The organism is Pelovirga sp. (genome assembly GCF_059864205.1).
The window spans coordinates 69,753-85,581 of record NZ_JCBCBS010000074.1; the positions used below are offsets into that span (position 1 = coordinate 69,753).

At 55.1% G+C, this 15,829-nt stretch carries 15 protein-coding genes; all 15 read right to left on the reverse strand.

Annotated elements, in window-relative coordinates:
• Positions 1 to 46: 46 nt before the first annotated feature.
• A complete protein-coding gene (locus tag AC6F7T_RS04500; RefSeq protein WP_500716803.1) occupies positions 47 to 571 on the reverse strand; it encodes a nitroreductase family protein in 525 nt (174 codons plus the stop codon).
• Positions 572 to 576: 5 nt separating this feature from the next.
• Positions 577 to 1,839, reverse strand: a complete 1,263-nt coding sequence (locus AC6F7T_RS04505; RefSeq protein ID WP_500716804.1) for a tetratricopeptide repeat protein — start codon at positions 1,837 to 1,839, stop codon at positions 577 to 579.
• Positions 1,840 to 1,891: 52 nt separating this feature from the next.
• On the reverse strand, positions 1,892 to 2,983 hold the full coding sequence (locus tag AC6F7T_RS04510) for an AAA family ATPase (RefSeq protein ID WP_500716805.1): 1,092 nt from the start codon (positions 2,981 to 2,983) through the stop codon (positions 1,892 to 1,894).
• A gap of 44 nt (positions 2,984 to 3,027) precedes the next feature.
• On the reverse strand, positions 3,028 to 3,876 hold the full coding sequence (locus AC6F7T_RS04515; protein ID WP_500716806.1) for an HDOD domain-containing protein: 849 nt from the start codon (positions 3,874 to 3,876) through the stop codon (positions 3,028 to 3,030).
• A 150-nt stretch (positions 3,877 to 4,026) separates the two neighbouring features.
• A complete protein-coding gene (locus AC6F7T_RS04520) occupies positions 4,027 to 4,428 on the reverse strand; it encodes a CoA-binding protein (protein WP_500716807.1) in 402 nt (133 codons plus the stop codon).
• A 37-nt stretch (positions 4,429 to 4,465) separates the two neighbouring features.
• The gene (locus AC6F7T_RS04525) at positions 4,466 to 5,881 is read right to left on the reverse strand and encodes an NADH-quinone oxidoreductase subunit NuoN (RefSeq protein WP_500716808.1); all 1,416 of its coding nucleotides are present in this window, start codon (positions 5,879 to 5,881) and stop codon (positions 4,466 to 4,468) included.
• Positions 5,878 to 7,356, reverse strand: coding sequence for an NADH-quinone oxidoreductase subunit M (locus AC6F7T_RS04530; RefSeq protein WP_500716809.1), 1,479 nt, complete (start codon positions 7,354 to 7,356; stop codon positions 5,878 to 5,880). The genes AC6F7T_RS04525 and AC6F7T_RS04530 overlap by 4 nt, the downstream gene beginning before the upstream one ends.
• 64 nt (positions 7,357 to 7,420) lie before the next feature.
• Positions 7,421 to 9,280 carry an NADH-quinone oxidoreductase subunit L gene (gene nuoL / locus AC6F7T_RS04535; protein ID WP_500716810.1) on the reverse strand — a complete coding sequence of 620 codons (1,860 nt, stop codon included), beginning with the start codon at positions 9,278 to 9,280 and terminating at the stop codon, positions 7,421 to 7,423.
• Positions 9,280 to 9,585: an NADH-quinone oxidoreductase subunit NuoK gene (nuoK, locus tag AC6F7T_RS04540; RefSeq protein ID WP_191155201.1), complete on the reverse strand. Its 306-nt coding sequence runs from the start codon at positions 9,583 to 9,585 to the stop codon at positions 9,280 to 9,282. The genes nuoL and nuoK overlap by 1 nt, the downstream gene beginning before the upstream one ends.
• Positions 9,582 to 10,109: an NADH-quinone oxidoreductase subunit J gene (locus tag AC6F7T_RS04545; RefSeq protein ID WP_500716811.1), complete on the reverse strand. Its 528-nt coding sequence runs from the start codon at positions 10,107 to 10,109 to the stop codon at positions 9,582 to 9,584. Before AC6F7T_RS04545 ends, nuoK begins: the two co-directional genes overlap by 4 nt.
• A complete protein-coding gene (nuoI, locus tag AC6F7T_RS04550) occupies positions 10,106 to 10,636 on the reverse strand; it encodes an NADH-quinone oxidoreductase subunit NuoI (protein WP_500716812.1) in 531 nt (176 codons plus the stop codon). Before nuoI ends, AC6F7T_RS04545 begins: the two co-directional genes overlap by 4 nt.
• A 4-nt stretch (positions 10,637 to 10,640) precedes the next feature.
• On the reverse strand, positions 10,641 to 11,633 hold the full coding sequence (gene nuoH, locus AC6F7T_RS04555; protein ID WP_500716813.1) for an NADH-quinone oxidoreductase subunit NuoH: 993 nt from the start codon (positions 11,631 to 11,633) through the stop codon (positions 10,641 to 10,643).
• Complete coding sequence (nuoG, locus tag AC6F7T_RS04560) at positions 11,626 to 13,980, reverse strand: NADH-quinone oxidoreductase subunit NuoG (RefSeq protein WP_500716814.1); 2,355 nt, start codon at positions 13,978 to 13,980, stop codon at positions 11,626 to 11,628. The genes nuoH and nuoG overlap by 8 nt, the downstream gene beginning before the upstream one ends.
• A 15-nt stretch (positions 13,981 to 13,995) precedes the next feature.
• A complete protein-coding gene (gene nuoF / locus AC6F7T_RS04565; protein ID WP_500716815.1) occupies positions 13,996 to 15,273 on the reverse strand; it encodes an NADH-quinone oxidoreductase subunit NuoF in 1,278 nt (425 codons plus the stop codon).
• Positions 15,270 to 15,782, reverse strand: coding sequence for an NADH-quinone oxidoreductase subunit NuoE (nuoE, locus tag AC6F7T_RS04570; RefSeq protein WP_500716816.1), 513 nt, complete (start codon positions 15,780 to 15,782; stop codon positions 15,270 to 15,272). Before nuoE ends, nuoF begins: the two co-directional genes overlap by 4 nt.
• Positions 15,783 to 15,829 lie beyond the last annotated feature (47 nt).

Sequence of the window (15,829 nt, forward strand, 5' to 3'; positions counted from 1 at the left end):
AATCAACCCCCGAAAGGCAAAAAATGACGGAAAAACAGCAGAAAACCTAGATAGTAAAACGCTCCTGGTGGATCTTTTCAGTACGCAACGAACTGGCTGGATGTCCTGTTTTTTTCTCGTCGGCATAGCCAACAGCGATCACCATCGGCACCTCCATTCCCTCCGGTAATGCAGCCAGACTTCGGACATATTCGGAAGCGCTGATTAAATCGTTATGCTGACGGGAACGCAGCTGGGCCCAACAGCTCTTTAACCCGAGGCCCTCGGCAACAAGCTGCATGACAGTAGCGGCAACAGCAGTGTCCTCAATCCAGACATCTGAGATAGCTGGATCTGCGGCAATCACGACAGCCAGTGGCGCAGAAGAAAAGAAAGTCGTTCCATGAGGTTTGGCATTCGCTAATTGATCAAGAATCTGGCGCTCTTGAATCATCACAAAGGTGCAGGGCTGCAGATTTCTTGAGGTCGGGGCACGTAACAAGGCCTCAGCAAGGAGCTTCATCTTTTCAGCTTCTACCTGGTGCGGTTTAAACACCCGCACACTACGTCGTTGTCGCAGTAATTCTAACATCAGCTCTATCCTTGGTATCTCTCGATTAAATAGCCCACTTCCTTTTTTATCTGCGCCGGCACGGAGGGATCACCATCCAACTGCTGCAACAACTGCATACCATCTTTGCACCACTGGCGGGCGAAACAGGTCTGAGCCAGACGCAAGCGCCAACGTGGATTTTCAGGGTCCTGCTTAACGGCAGCATTGAAGCTTGAGAAGGCTTTTTCCAGTTCACGTTGATGGCGCAGATAGAATTCAGCCAACTGCAGGCTGGTGGTGCTACCCTTACAGCCACCGCCAGCCGGCAATCGTTTGAGCAAGTCTTCCGCCGCGGCAAGATCCCCGACCTTTTCCATCACTGCCGCCGCCAGAGCGACAAAAGAAGGGTCATTGTAATTCCTTTGCAGACAGTGGCGGACATGAACGACCGCTGCCGGCCAATCCTGACGATGGCTATGGATGGTCACCAACAGGGCGTGGAAGGGAGACAGGTTATCATGGTCCCCACGGAGTTTGTCTTCAATCAACATCCGGGCATCCTCGACCTGCCCCAGACTCAGCAATACCTCAACCAGAGCCTCAACCGCCAGCAACAGATCGGGATTTTGTTGCAACGACTGCTCCAGGGATTCTTTGGCCTGCGCCAGATGGCCCATGCGCGCCTGCACTGCTCCAACCTCAAACCAGTAGAGATCATCCCGTTCTGTTTCTTTTACTTTTTTGAACAGCTCATCAGCTTGAACATCATTGCCCTCATGAGCCAGCAAAAAAGCCCCGACAAAATCGGGTCCCCGGTATTGATAACGCTCTCGTTGACCTTCCGGATAGGATGTCAGAATCAAATCAAAACGAATGGCATCATCAATCCCTGCAGAGGGATTAATCCCGCGCTGTGCGCCGCCGCCAGGCACACAGGTGCCGCATCCCGGTGCTGTCACGGCCTTCACTGAGGTCACCAAGTCAACGGCCACCTGACGCGCCTGCCCTATCTCTTCTATTAATTGCTCACTGTGGGCGTACTGCAAGGCCATGTCAAAATAGGTATTAGCCTCCCGGGCTTCGCCATTGTCCTGCTTGGCCTTGGCTTCGATCAGGTTCAGGCGGGCCAAGCCATCACCGGCCTCTGCCCGCAAGTTGGCTACCAGTGCCACATTTTCTTCACCAAGGGATTCGCTGTTCAGTTCTTCTGCCAGGTACAGAGCGTCGGCAAAACGCTTCTGCTCGAGCGCACGCTGCAAAGATTCAACACTGGTTTTACCGCCGAACAATTTACTGAAAAATCCCATAATAATAATTTCCTTTGGCTCAGAACCGACGCACAAACCTGTGCCGGCAGGACTAAAAGATGTTGTCAATCAGGTCAAAATCAAGTTCCGTTTCGGCCAGGCGGTGGATCAGTTCTATCTTTTCATGATCATCAATACCGATCTTGGCTACATCGGCATGAATGATCGTATAAACCTCGGCAACCGTTGACTGGCAACGCATGTAAGGAATTCTTGAGTCATCGATAACCTGCTGAACGATATCCGCCACCGGGACAATACCGGCAATGACGATCCCCGCCAGTTTGCTACGGAACCGTACCAGATGATAGAGGGTCGCCAACATTACCAGCACTTCGTCACGACTGCTGTTGACAATAACCAGACTCGAATCATAGAGAAGATCGACCACGCGCTGGGTTGAAGCGGCCCCAATCAGCACATGATGAACAATACGACGAACCTGATGCGATTCAGCTTTGAGCTCAACCTGCAAAAGTTCCGAAAGATATTTTAAGGTAGGATTGGCAAGTACCGGTGAATAGTTGAAACCACCAACCACTTGGATATCGGTTTTTGCAAACGCTTTGCGCAGATAATGAAGGGTTGTATCACGTTTGTCTTTCAACAATTTGTTCGACAGAATCATCCGGACATCAGCACCGGTTTCACGAAACAACGCCAGGTTCAGATGCAGATCATCAATCACATGACCAATCCCGGCCCCCGCCACTATCAGCACCGGAGCCTCCAGATGACGGGCCAACTGCGCGTTATTCAGCCCCATGACCGACCCGACGCCGGAATGCCCGGCACCTTCGATGATAAGAAAATCACACTCCTGCTCCAGTTGTCGTACCACCTGGGTAATCTTCTCCAACAACGGCGCGCTGTCGGCCTCACCATCGAGAAAATTACGCGTGGTATGCGCATCAAGGACAACCGGCGACATCAAATCAAGACGATCATCCATGGCATAAACCTGGGCTATCAGAGCAGCATCAATATCAACCTGACGCCCATGATAGGTCGTGCGCTTGGGACCAAAAGGTTTGATAAAACCGATGCGCGGATATTTTTTTCCGGCCAAATGCAACAGCGACAGGCTGGTCGTGGTTTTACCGCAATTCTGACCGGTAGCAGCAATAAATATCTTTTTACACATTGATGAAATCCCCTGTTGCTGACAACCGTACAGAAGGCTCACGGTTACGTTAGAAAAAGGTTCCGCTCTTTAACAAACTCCGGATAAAACAGCTCTTTCAGATCTTCAAGCACAATCGGGTTCGCCTCAAGGGCCAAAGAACCATGGCACAGGGTTAAATCGAAATCCTGTTTTTCCACATAACCGATGCCGAAATAGCGACAAAAATCGCTTGCCAGGGAAAGCACTGCACATAAGGTAAATGTTACGGCATCACGCTGACGCAATTTTTCCAGATCATGATGATACAGGGTCACCTCAACGATCCGCTTGGGATAATTCCAGTGATCGAGCAGCGCCGCACCAACCAGTTCGTGAGAATAAGCAAACAGGCCGCGCTCAACATCCCGTAAGTCACCTTCGCCACGCTCGACAATCTCTATCACTTGGCGATAGAGTTCCTTGTCACGGTTAATCATTACCACCTTGCCGATATGACGCTGCAACCCGGCCAGATAGGCCTCGCTTTTGTCAAGATCGGTCAGCTTGTCAGCAATCATCCGGCAGGCGACCGCGCAACCGATGGAATTTTCCCATAATTTCCGCTCTAACAGTCCGTAAGTCCTCTGGGTACTGCGCAAACTGTATTCAAGAGCCAGGTTTTTCAGGACATCTTCGCCCACCACAATTAAGGCGCGATCAACGGAACAGACTTGTGTGACCTGTTGAAACATCACAGAATTGGCGATTTTAAGCAGTCGGGCCGAGATAACCGGATCAAGGGAGACAGCGTTGGCCAGGTCCTTGATGCGTAAATTGGGGTCACGCATCAATTCCAGCAACTTTGTTGCCACAACCGGAGAAGGGGGCAGATCACCCATGTTTTTTACGATGGATTCAAAATCACTGAACATCCGGCATACCCATCAGGCTTAAAAGAGACGTTGTGACGTTATTTCCAAGCAGAAAAGGGGCGCACAGTGCCGCCCCTGACAAAGATGTTGATGTTATCCAGCACAGCCTGCTGCAGAGGAGGCTGAAAAAGATCGTTTTACACCATCAAATTAGTGGTGGCAGTCAAAACGGACCAGCACACAGGTGCCATCAGCAATGACGTTAATCCCCTGCTGCTCACAAAAAGCCACCGCAGATGGACTTTCTGCCCCTGGCTGCATCCAGATATTCCTGATTCCTTTTGCTGCGGCGCTGACCACCAGCTTTTCGGTAACCGCAGGGGGGGTTACCACGGAGAGGCTGACAACCTCATCGGGCAGCTCAGTAACACTGGCAACACAGGCCACGCCCTCTATCTCTTTTTCCACCGGATGAATCGGAATCACCCGATAGCCTTTTTTCTGATAACATTTAAAGACTTTATTACCAAACTTTTCCGGCCGGGTTGAGACTCCGGCGACAGCAAAAACCCTGGATTGGAGAAACTGGGCAATTTTCATATCAATAGACATAGGAGGTATCCTCGTTGCTAAACACTTGGCCCCGTTGTCATGGAAGAATCTGCGCCACCAGCGTCAATAAAGGAGAAGGAAAAACACCAAGAATCAAGATAGTTACCGCGCAACCAACCAACAACAAGGTTTCCGTTGAGGCCGCAAAATCGCGACAAACAACGGCCGGCTCCGGGGTATAAAGGGCGATCAATGGACGCAAATAGTAATAGACCGAAATGATGGATGCGATCACCCCGATCACCGCAAGTTCAGCATATCCTCCGCGAAATGCCGCCTGAAAGAGTCCGAACTTGGCAAAGAACCCGGCTAACGGCGGAATCCCGGCCAGGGACAACAAAAACACCGACAACAAGGCGCAACGCCGTGGGTGGAGCGCTGACAGGCCGCGCAGATCACCATAATCCTGGATCTCGCCGTTCTCGTCAGCAAAGGTGGTAATAATTCCGAAGGCGCCAAAGGTCGCCAGGGAATAAACCACCAGGTAGAACAACAGGGCACGGCTGCCATCCCCCCCGGCGACAATCAGGGCAATCAGCAGGTAACCCATGTGGACAACCGACGAATAAGCGAGCATGCGCTTGATGTTGGTTTGCGGCAGGGCGGCAAAGGTGCCGACCAGCATGGTAACAATCGCCAGCAGCCAGAGCACAGCCCTGATATCGGCCACCCCCTCGCCACTCATCACCAGCAGGGGCAGGAATGCAGCTAATACAGCGCCTTTGGCGGCGGTCGCGAGCAGGCCGCTGACCGGGGCCGGAGCACCCTGATACACGTCGGGCGTCCACAGATGAAAAGGCACCAGGGAAATTTTAAAACCGACCGCAACCAGCAGCAGCGCCCAGCCGGCCAGCCCCAGTGGGCGCAAACCATCTCCAGCCTGCAAACCGACGGCCGCCGCCTGCAGATTAAAGGTACCGGTCGCGGTATAGATCAAAGCAATAGCAAAGGCCAGAAACGCCGTTGCCACTGCGCCAAAAACCAGATATTTCATCCCCGCTTCGGCACCGCGGGTATCACCATGACGGAAGGCAATCAAGATGTACAGAGCCAGGGTCAGAACTTCCAAGCCGAGGAAAAGTCCGACAAAGGAGGTTGCCGCCGACAGCAGACTCATCCCCGCTGCGGCAAACAACATGAGGGACGCATACTCTCCCCCCCCAAAACGGAAGATGTCGACGTAGCGACAACTTATCACCAGGGTCGCGGCGACGGTCAACGACCAGAGCACGGTACAAAAGCGCGCATAGGCCGATGCCGAGTACATACCGAGGATATCGATCTGTGGTGGTTCGACAAAGGCTGCTACCAGGGCGGCCACGATAGCCACCAGGGCGCCGACCAGCAACCACAGGCGCCGGTTGCGCACCCAGGCCCCGCCAAGGAGAATGGCGGTTGAACCCAAAGCCAGCAGAATCTGGGGCAGTAGAGATTGTAACGACTCCAGGGTCATGGCATCCCTCCCACCAGCAACAGAGCACTAAGAGGCTCTCGCAACAGGTCGAGCACCGGTTGCGGGTAACATCCCAGGGCTACTACCAGTACCGCCAGGGGAACTAACACCAGCCATTCCCGTGAGTGCAGATCCTGCTTGTCGTGGGGTTCGCAATTTCCCCCCCACAGGGTTCCCTGAACAAGGCGCAAGGTGTAGGTTGCAGAAAACAGGATGCCGCCAACCGCTATCACTGCCCACAGGGGCTTGACGGTAAAAACACCGATCAAAATCAAAATTTCACCGGCAAAGTTTGCCAGCCCCGGCAGCCCCAGGGACGCCATACAGAACAGCAGAAAAAAAGCCGACATATTCGGATGGCTTTTCCACAGCCCGCCCAACTGATCGAGGCTGCGGGTACCGGTACGTTGTTCAATCATGGCGACAACGGCAAACAGACCGGCGGTGGTAATAGCATGATTTACCATCAGCAATAAACTTCCCTCCCATGCAGTTTGATTCCAGGCCGCCAAACCAAGAATCACAAAGCCCATATGCGAGATCGATGAAAAGGCAACGATCCGTTTGATATCGACCAGCTGATAAGCCACCCAGGCAGCATAAAAGAGCCCCACTAACGCCAGCCCAGCCAGCAACGGCAGGGTTTTTTGCGCAGCAACCGGAAACAGGGGAAAAGCAAAGCGGATCATGCCGTAGACCCCGGTTTTAAGCAGCAGCCCGGCCAGATCAACCGAACCGGCGGCCGGACCGTCAGCATGGGCATCGGGCAACCAGCTGTGGAATGGAAACAGGGGGACTTTGACTGCAAAAGCCGCCATGAAGCAGAGGAAGAACACCAGTTCCTGGGTTGTACTCAGCTCGGTCTGCTTTAATGCTTCCAGGGCAAAGGTGTAGGTCCCGGTCTGATCGCCATGCAGCAGATACAGGCCGATCACTGCCAGCAGCAGACACAAACTGCCAACCAGGGTATAGAGAAAGAATTTGACCGCAGCCTGAAAACGGCGTTGATAACCCCAGACACCAATGAGGAAGAACATGGGAATCAGCATCAACTCCCAGAACAGGTAGAAGAGAATCAGATCCAGCGCCAGCAGAACACCAAATGCCGCCATCTCCAATACCAGCAGCAACGCGAAATACACGCCGGGGGCACGTTCCTGACGCCAGGAGACCAGCACCGCCAGGACCTGCAGAAAAGCTGTCAACAGAATAAGCACCGCTGAAATACCGTCGAGCCCCAGGGTATAGCGGATGCCGAACTGCTCAATCCAGCGATAATCCTCATAGAGCAACCAGCCTGCTGTCGGCGGCTGCAACAGACACAGCAGCAGGCTGACGACAAACACGCCACCTGCGGTGAGCAGGGCCACCCAACGCGGAGCCACACTGTTTCCCACCCCGATGAACAGACACACGAGGGCACCCGCCAACGGCGTAAACAGCAAGAAGCTTAACAAGGGAAAGTCAATCGCCATGATTGCAGTTATCCTTTACTTTCCGGCATCATCAACATCAGATAAATTCCTTGATGAAACATTTCTAGATCAGGGCGCGCAATAAAAACCAGCCGACAATCACCACAAAGCCCCACACCAGACCCTGCAGATACAGACTAACCTTGCCGGCACCCAGTCCACGCAAACGTATTCCCAGACCGTTACATTGACGGACGGTACCGCTGAGCACTCCATCAATCAGCCCGATTTCAACTCCCTGAGAACAGAACCGTCCGATCTTCTTGAACGGTCGCACCAACAGCAGATCGAACAGGTCATCCGCGCGCCAGCCATTGAGTAAAAACTTGCCGGTTATCGACGCTGGACGTTGAACATATCTGCGGTAGCGTAAAGCGGCCAGCAACCAGCCCAGGACAAAAACCGCCACCGCCGTGCCGATCAGCAGATATTCAGTGGCAATGGCCAGGTGCAGCACATCCTGCTCGCGCTCCAGCCAACCGCTGAGCCAGGAACCGCCGGCAAACAGATGGGGAAGATTCAACAGCCCGGCGCCGAGCCCCAACAATGCCAGCGGCAACAACGGCCACAACATCAAGCCATTGGGCTCATCGGGCAACTCATCGCCACGATAATCGCCGCCAAATACCAGATAGGCCAGCCGGAAACAATAGAAGGACGTCAGTAACGCGGTCATCACCCCTAAGGCGTAAATTCCCTGATGGAAGATGTCACCCTGGGCAAAGGCGGTTGCCAGAATCAGATCTTTGGAAAAGAAACCGCTGGTCAGGGGGGCACCGGCCAGACACAAGAGCCCGGCGATAAACAGCCAGAATACCAGGGGGGAGCGCTGGCGCATACCGCCCATGCGGCGGATGTCATTTTCGTGACCGGCCAGATTGATAACACAGCCGGCCGCCATAAAGAGTAGCGCCTTGAAAAATGCGTGGGTGATCAAATGAAACATGGCCGCTGAAACACTGCCCAGTCCAACCGCCAGAAACATGTAGCCGACCTGACTCATGGTGGAGTAGGCCAGCACCCGTTTGATTTCGTTTTGCGCCAGGGCGCAGGTCGCGGCATACAGGGCCGTAGCGATACCGACCAGGGCAATGGCGGCCATCGCGGTAGGCGACAGTGACACCAGGGGGAACATGCGACACAGCAGATAAACCCCGGCGGTGACCATGGTGGCGGCATGAATCAGCGCCGACACCGGAGTCGGTCCGGCCATGGCATCCGGCAGCCAGCTCATCAGCGGCAGCTGCGCACTCTTGCCGCAGGCGCCAACCAGGAGCAGCAAACTGAGCAGGGTAACGGTCGTCATATCCAGCCCCGCCACCTGGGCATTGATCCCTTCAATGCTGATGGTTCCAAACAGGGTAAACAGCCACAACAGCGCTACCGCAAAAAACAGATCACCAATCCGCGTGACAATAAAGGCCTTGCGCCCGGCATCGGCATTTTCGGTTTTGCGATACCAGAAACCGATCAGGCCGTAGGAGCAGAAACCAACCCCTTCCCAGCCAAGGAACAGCAACAGCAGATTATCGGCCAGGACTATAGTGAGCATGGCAAAAACAAACAGGTTAAGCAGGGCAAAAAAGCGCACCTGATCGGAATCATCCTCCATGTAACCGGCCGCATAGAGGTGAATCAGGCTGGCAACACCGGTAACCATCAGCGTCATGATCGCCGCCAGCGGATCGAACAGCAGGCCGACATCGGCCTGGAAATTACCACTTTTCAGCCAGGCAAACAGTACCAGACGGTAGCCGTCGCCCGTGGCCAGGGTAAAACTGCCGAGAGCGGCAAGAAAACTGCCGATCACCGATCCGCAGGCAATAAACACCGGCACCGGCCGCGGAAGACGCTTGCCAAAGCAGGCATTGATCACGCCACCAGCCAGGGGGAGCAACAGTATCAGGGTCAGAAGAATATCCATCAGCCCCTCATCTCATCAAAAATGCCGACATCAATACTCTTTTTCTGCTGATGGAGATAAACCACCAGCGCCAGACCAATGGCCACCTCGGCAGCAGTAATAGCCATCAGGATCAGCACCATGATCTGGCCGTCAACCTGCTGCCAGAAGGCCGAAGCTCCAATCAGCACCAGACCGACAGCATTAATCATGATCTCGACTCCGATCAGAATCATAATCAGATTACGCCGTACCAGCACGCACCCCAGCCCCATAGCAAAGAGCAGGGTTGCAAGAATCAGCAGATGTTCCAGCGGCACAATCATGATTCATCCTCCAACTGCGCGCGTCTGCGCTCGGTCATGCCGACATGGAAAGCCCCAACCGCTGCAAAGGAGAGCTGGAACGAAATAATCTTGACCGCCAGGGCATACTCTTTGAACAGGGCATAGCCGAAATCGCGGGGACTGGCATGCCAGCGCGGCACACCTTCAGACGCCAGCGGATCGAGCCCGATCAATAGCAGGGTCAGGGTTACCAGAGTCAGAGCCAGAAGCAGCACCGGAGACCACTGAGCCCACCCCGGAGCAGTACACTGGGTAGCACTGGTCGGGGTGATCTCGAGCATCATAATGACAAACAGAAACAGCACCATAATCGCGCCGGCATAAACAATGACCTGCAACGCTGCGACCAGCGGAGCGCCCAACAGATAAAAAATCAGCGCCAGGGCAAAGATACTCTTGACCAGATAGATCACCGCATAGACCGGGTTGCGCTGGATGATAGCCAGCCCGGTTGCTCCCAGCGCCACGGCACCGAGCAGATAAAACATGACCGTCGCAATCATGGCATCAGATCCTTGACGTCCGCCGGGGGTGTTTCACCGGGGTTTGTGCCGCGTGGCGCAGCAACGCCGATGCCGCTCTGGCGGTAGAAGTTGTAGCTGTTGTTGTTACCACAATGATCGACCAGCAGATCCTCTTTTTCATACACCAGCTTGAGGGGATCGCGACCGGCCAGTTCAAAATCTGCCGTCACCTGGATCGCCAGGGTCGGGCAAGCCTCAGTACAGAGTCCACAGAAAATACAGCGGGTGAAATTGATGCGGAACCAGGCGCCATAGCGGCGCCCGTCCTCGGCTTCAGCAGCCTGCATGGAGATACAATCGACCGGACAGGCAGCGCTGCACAGGTGACAGGCAACGCAGCGTTCGGCCCCGTCCGGGTCTCGGGTCAAGATCAGCCGCGCCCGATAGCGTTCAGGGAGTTGCTGTTTCTCTTCCGGATATTGGATCGTCACCGGCTTACGGAACATATTGCGCAATGTCACCCAGAAGGGCTGAAAGGTTCCGCGAATGCCTCTGATAACATGCATGCTGTTAACCCAATCCCAACAAGACAGCGCCGGTCACCAGAATATTGACCAGCGACAGGGGTAGAAGAATTTTCCAGCCCAGATTCATCAATTGATCGTAACGCAGGCGCGGCATACTGGCGCGTATCCAGATGAACATGGCGCACACCGCCAGCACCTTGAACAAAAACCAGAGCAGCGGCGGCAGCCAGGGGCCGTGCCAGCCACCGAGAAAAAACACCGTCACCAGCGAACCTAAAACCACCATATTGATGTATTCACCGACGAAAAACAGACCGAAACGCATCCCGGAATATTCGGTGTGAAAGCCGCCAACCAGCTCGTTTTCCGCTTCCGGCAGGTCGAAAGGAATACGATTGCTCTCGGCCAGGACACAGATAAAAAAGACCCCGAAGGCCACCGGATTGAGCAACATAAAGGGGATTGACTGCTGGGCCATAACGATATCAGTCAACGAAAATGACCGCGCCATCATGATGACCGGTACCAGCGAGAGACCTAACGAGAGCTCGTAGCTGACCATCTGCGACAAGCCGCGAACGCCACCGAGCAACGAATATTTGGAGTTAGAGGCCCACCCCCCAAGCACCACACCGTAGACCGCCATGGATGACACACCGAGGAAATAGAGTACGCCGATATTCAGATCAACCACCACCAGGGGAACCTGCCGGCCAAAGATCTCCAGGGTTGGACCAAAAGGAATCACGGCAAAAACCAGCAGGGCGGTTACCGCAGTAATCCCCGGCGCAATCAGAAACAGCCACTTGTCGGCCCGTGCCGGCACGAAATCTTCTTTGGTCAACAGCTTGATGACATCAGCCAGGGGCTGCATCAGGCCAAAAGGACCGACCCGGTTCGGACCGTAACGCAGCTGCATACGTCCTAAGATCTTGCGTTCCGCCAGCACCAGATAGGCTGCCATAAACAGAACAACACCAAAGATAAACAAAAGTTTCCCCAGGATCAGGGCCAGGGTTACCAGCATTTCACTCATTGGTACCTCCCGCGCTGATCACACAATAACCAAGCCCTGCCCCCGGGATTAACTGAGGGAAAGCCTCGCTGTTTTCCACCAGAACACAGCCCAAAGCCATGTCGGGTTGACTGCGTACCGGCAAGGTAAAACTGCCAAAATCGGTCTCAACAACAGCAGCATCTCCGTCTTTTAACCCGTGGGCCTGAAGCTCATCAGGATGCAGATAGAAATATGGTTGCCGCTTGCGGGGTTCCAGCTTTGGGGCATAACGGCTGAACAGATCGCCGCCATAGCGCGCCGGAGACACCACCAGCTCGAGGGTCTGGGCCGGTTGTTCAGGTAGCGGATCCAGGGATTGCGGACGTGCTACAGCAGGAACTACTCGTGGACCTGCTTCACCTGCTTTGAGCTTGACCAATGAAGCCAGACGCGGCTGTTCGAGCACCAGTTGCCGATGCAGCTCAGTCAAGGTCTGCTCCTGGCCGATCAGGCGCTGCAACAGCAGGGCCGCCGGTTGCGGATCGCTGCCCGGGGTGTCCAGGGAAAATTCGCGCGGCGGATGTTCCCCGGCCGCGGTCCGGGCCAGACTTAAGCCTGGTTTAAGTACCCGCTGGAAACGACGCAGACGCCCTTCGTTATTAATAAAGGTTCCACTGTCCTCAACCGGCGGGCAGGTGGGGATAAACAGATTGGCATGCCGACTTAACGAGGTTGGCAGATAATCGAGCACCACCAACTGTTCAAGGCGGGTCAGGGCGGCGGCAAAGCGCTCACCCTCGGGAGCCTCCAATAGCGGATCAGCATCCACGCAGACCAGCATCTTGACCTTACCACTAGCAAGACGGGTCAACAGGTCATCCTGCTCCGGCAAACTCAGTAATGCTGTACCGAAACTGTTGGGACCGGCAAGCACCGGATAAACCAGGCATGGACGTTCTTCATTCGAGGTCTTTTCAGCCCATGTCCGAATGTTCTGTAACCCGGCAAGCCCCAGCAGATCGGCACCGGCAACAATCATCGGGTTCTTTGCCTGCGAGAGCAAATCGCACAGGTGACGCCCCTCGACCCCTCCATCAGCCAGTAACTCCTGCAAGGCCAGCGGCGAAACAGCCACCCGATCAGCGTCGCAAGGCAGTTCCACCGGGCGCGGGTCATACACCACCACCCGTCCCCCTTTACGCACGGCCTGCCGCAGGGCCAGCGCCAGCAGCGGCGCTTCGGCCAGAGGATCAACCCCGCAGACCAGGACCAGATCACTGGAGCGAATATCCTGCAATGAGGCGAGCCGCTCAGACAAGTCAAAAGCTGCCATCTGCGCGGTCTGATGACGATGACGATGGGCATTGAGCACCGGAACACGACAGCCGAAATATTTGGCGGTGCGTTGCAACAGCCAGTTGGTTTCCAGCGAAGCCCGATCGGAGCCGACCAGCAGCACCGCTTCCGGGCCATGCTGTTTTACCGTAGCACGGATCTGGGTCTCAAGAGCAGTCAGGGCAGCAGTAATGCTGACGGTCTGGTCTTCCTGGCGCGCCTGGCGCGGACGCTCGGGATGATTGGCGTAGCCACTGCCGAAACGCCCCCGGTCACAGATAAAGGTGGCATTGACCAGCGGATTATCACCGCTGCGCACCCGCTGCAGCTCACGCAGGCGCCCACCGGGAATAGTTGCACAGCCAACGCCACACTGGGGACAAACCGAATCAGCCTGTTCCAGATCCCAGGCCCGTGATTTGAAGCGGAAGGTGCGATCGGTAAAAACCCCGGTGGGGCACAGATCAACCAGATTGCCGGAAAAATCGCTTTCCAGCATCCCCTCCTTGAAGCGTCCGAAAAACACCCGGTTCCGCGAACCCATGACGCCGAAATCGCGGCCGCCACAGTAGTCCTTATAGGTCCGCGCACAGCGATAGCACTGGATACAGCGGTTCATTTCCTGGGCGATAAAGGGGCCAAGATCCTGATTGGTATAGGTGCCCTTTTCCCCCTGATAACGACGGATGCCGTGGCCACTGGAGATGGTCATCTCCTGCAACTGGCATTCCCCGCCCTCATCGCAGACCGGACAATCATGGGGGTGATTGAGCATCAGCCATTCGCCGACCCGCTCACGGAAGGCTACCGACGCTTCATCGCCGGTGGTCACCACCATCCCCTCCTCGACCGCAATCAGGCAGGCCATTTTCACACCGGGCATGGGGCCGGTATGAACCGTCACGGCACACATGCGGCACGCCCCGACGGCTCCCAGCTCCTTGTGATAACAGAAATGGGGGACCATGATGCCGAGGGCCTCAGCAGCCTCAAGGATGGTCTTCCCTTCGGGAACACTAATTGTCTGGTTGTCGATGGTCAGTGTCGGCATAGTCAAGGTCAATTTCTATTTGCAGAACGGACAACGTCCGCCCTTGATGTGATCAACAATTTCCTGCTCAAAATGGGTCAGCAGACCGGCAACCGGCCCCATCGCCCCTTCTGCCAGCGCGCAGAAGCTTTTGCCGGAGATATTTTTCAGCTGATCCTTGAGCATTTCCAGATGCTCAGGCGTTCCTTGGCCGGATTCAAGCATCTCCAGCAGCCAGCGTACCATGGTCAGTCCGTCACGACAGGGAGTACACCAGCCGCAACTCTCGCGGGCAAAAAAGCGGATCAGATTAAGGGTTACGGCGACCATGCAGGTATCGTCATCAAAGGCCGTCACCCCGGCAGTACCAAAGCGGCTGCCGACCTTTTCCAGCGAGGCAAAATCAAGGGCAACATCCAGGTGTTCGCGGGTCAGATAAGGGGTCGAAGCGCCACCGGGCAGACAGGCCTTGAATTGCTTGTTTTTCCACATCCCCTGACCATAGGTTTCAACCACTTCACGCAGGCTGATCCCGACCGGCAACTCAAAACACTCGGTGCGGTTAAGATGTCCCGACAGTCCGAACAGTTTGGTTCCCGAACCATCGGGTGTCAAAGCCAGATCCTTGAACCACTGGGCACCGCCGGTAACAATGTGAGGAATATTGGCGATGGTTTCGACATTATTGACCGTTGTCGGCTGGCCAAAGAGTCCGCGCACCGCAGGAAAAGGCGGTTTTGACCGCGGGTTGGGACGAATCCCTTCAAGGCCATTGAGCAACGCTGTCTCTTCGCCGAGGATATAGCGGCCGGCACTGCCGTGGACATGCAGCTCAAAGTCAAAACCGCTGCCGAGGATATTCTTACCCAGGTAGCCGGCCTGCGTTGCTTCAGCGATGGCGCGACGCAGGTTTTCCGCCTGTTTTTCATAAGCGTAACGAATGAAGATATAACCGACCTGAGTCTGCAGGGCAAAGGCTGAGAGGATCATCCCCTCGACCAACTGATGCGGATCCGCTCCCAGCAGGACGCCATCCTTATAGGTGCCCGGCTCCATTTCGTCGCAGTTGCACACCAGGTACTTGATGCCCGGCTTGTCGGCCGGGAAGAATCCCCATTTGACTCCGGTAGGAAAACCGGCGCCGCCGCGCCCACGTAAGGCTGCAGCTTTGACCAGATCGCGAATCTCAAGGGGCGACATGGTCTGGATTGCAGTTTTCAGCCCCTGATAACCCCCATTGGCACAGAAATCCTTAAAGAAAACAGTTTTCCCCGGAACCCGATTCTTGAATAGAAGCTGCGTTGTCTGACTCATGCCGATCCCTCCTGGCGCAGCGTCGCAATCAGCTCATCGACCTTTTCCGGGGTCAGGGGCCCGTAGAATTGTTGTTTGATCATCACTGCCGGGGCGATCCCACAGCAGCCCAGACAACAGGACGGCAGCAGGGTAAAGAGGCCGTCTGCCGTGGTCTGACCAAATTCAATATTCAAGGTTTTTTGCAGATGAGCAGCAATCTCGTCGGCTCCCCGGGTCCAGCAACAAACAGAATCACAGAGATGAATGACAAAGCGACCGACCGGGCGGCGAAAAATCTTGTCATAAAAGGTGGCAATCTCTTCAACCTCAACCGGGGTCAGGCCAAGGATCGATGCCGTCAGCTCCACCCCTTCATCCGGCACCCAGCCATGATGCAACTGAATAGCGCGCAGCACGTCAATGATCATCTCACGCGGATGCTCAATCTCCCCGGCATGACGGATAAATTCAGCCAGCACTTGCTGATCGAGCAGATGGCTGGTTGTCTGTAGTTCAATCGGTGTCATAACGCCCTGTTTACGCGTTGGTGTTAATTAAATTGGTTAAGGCATAG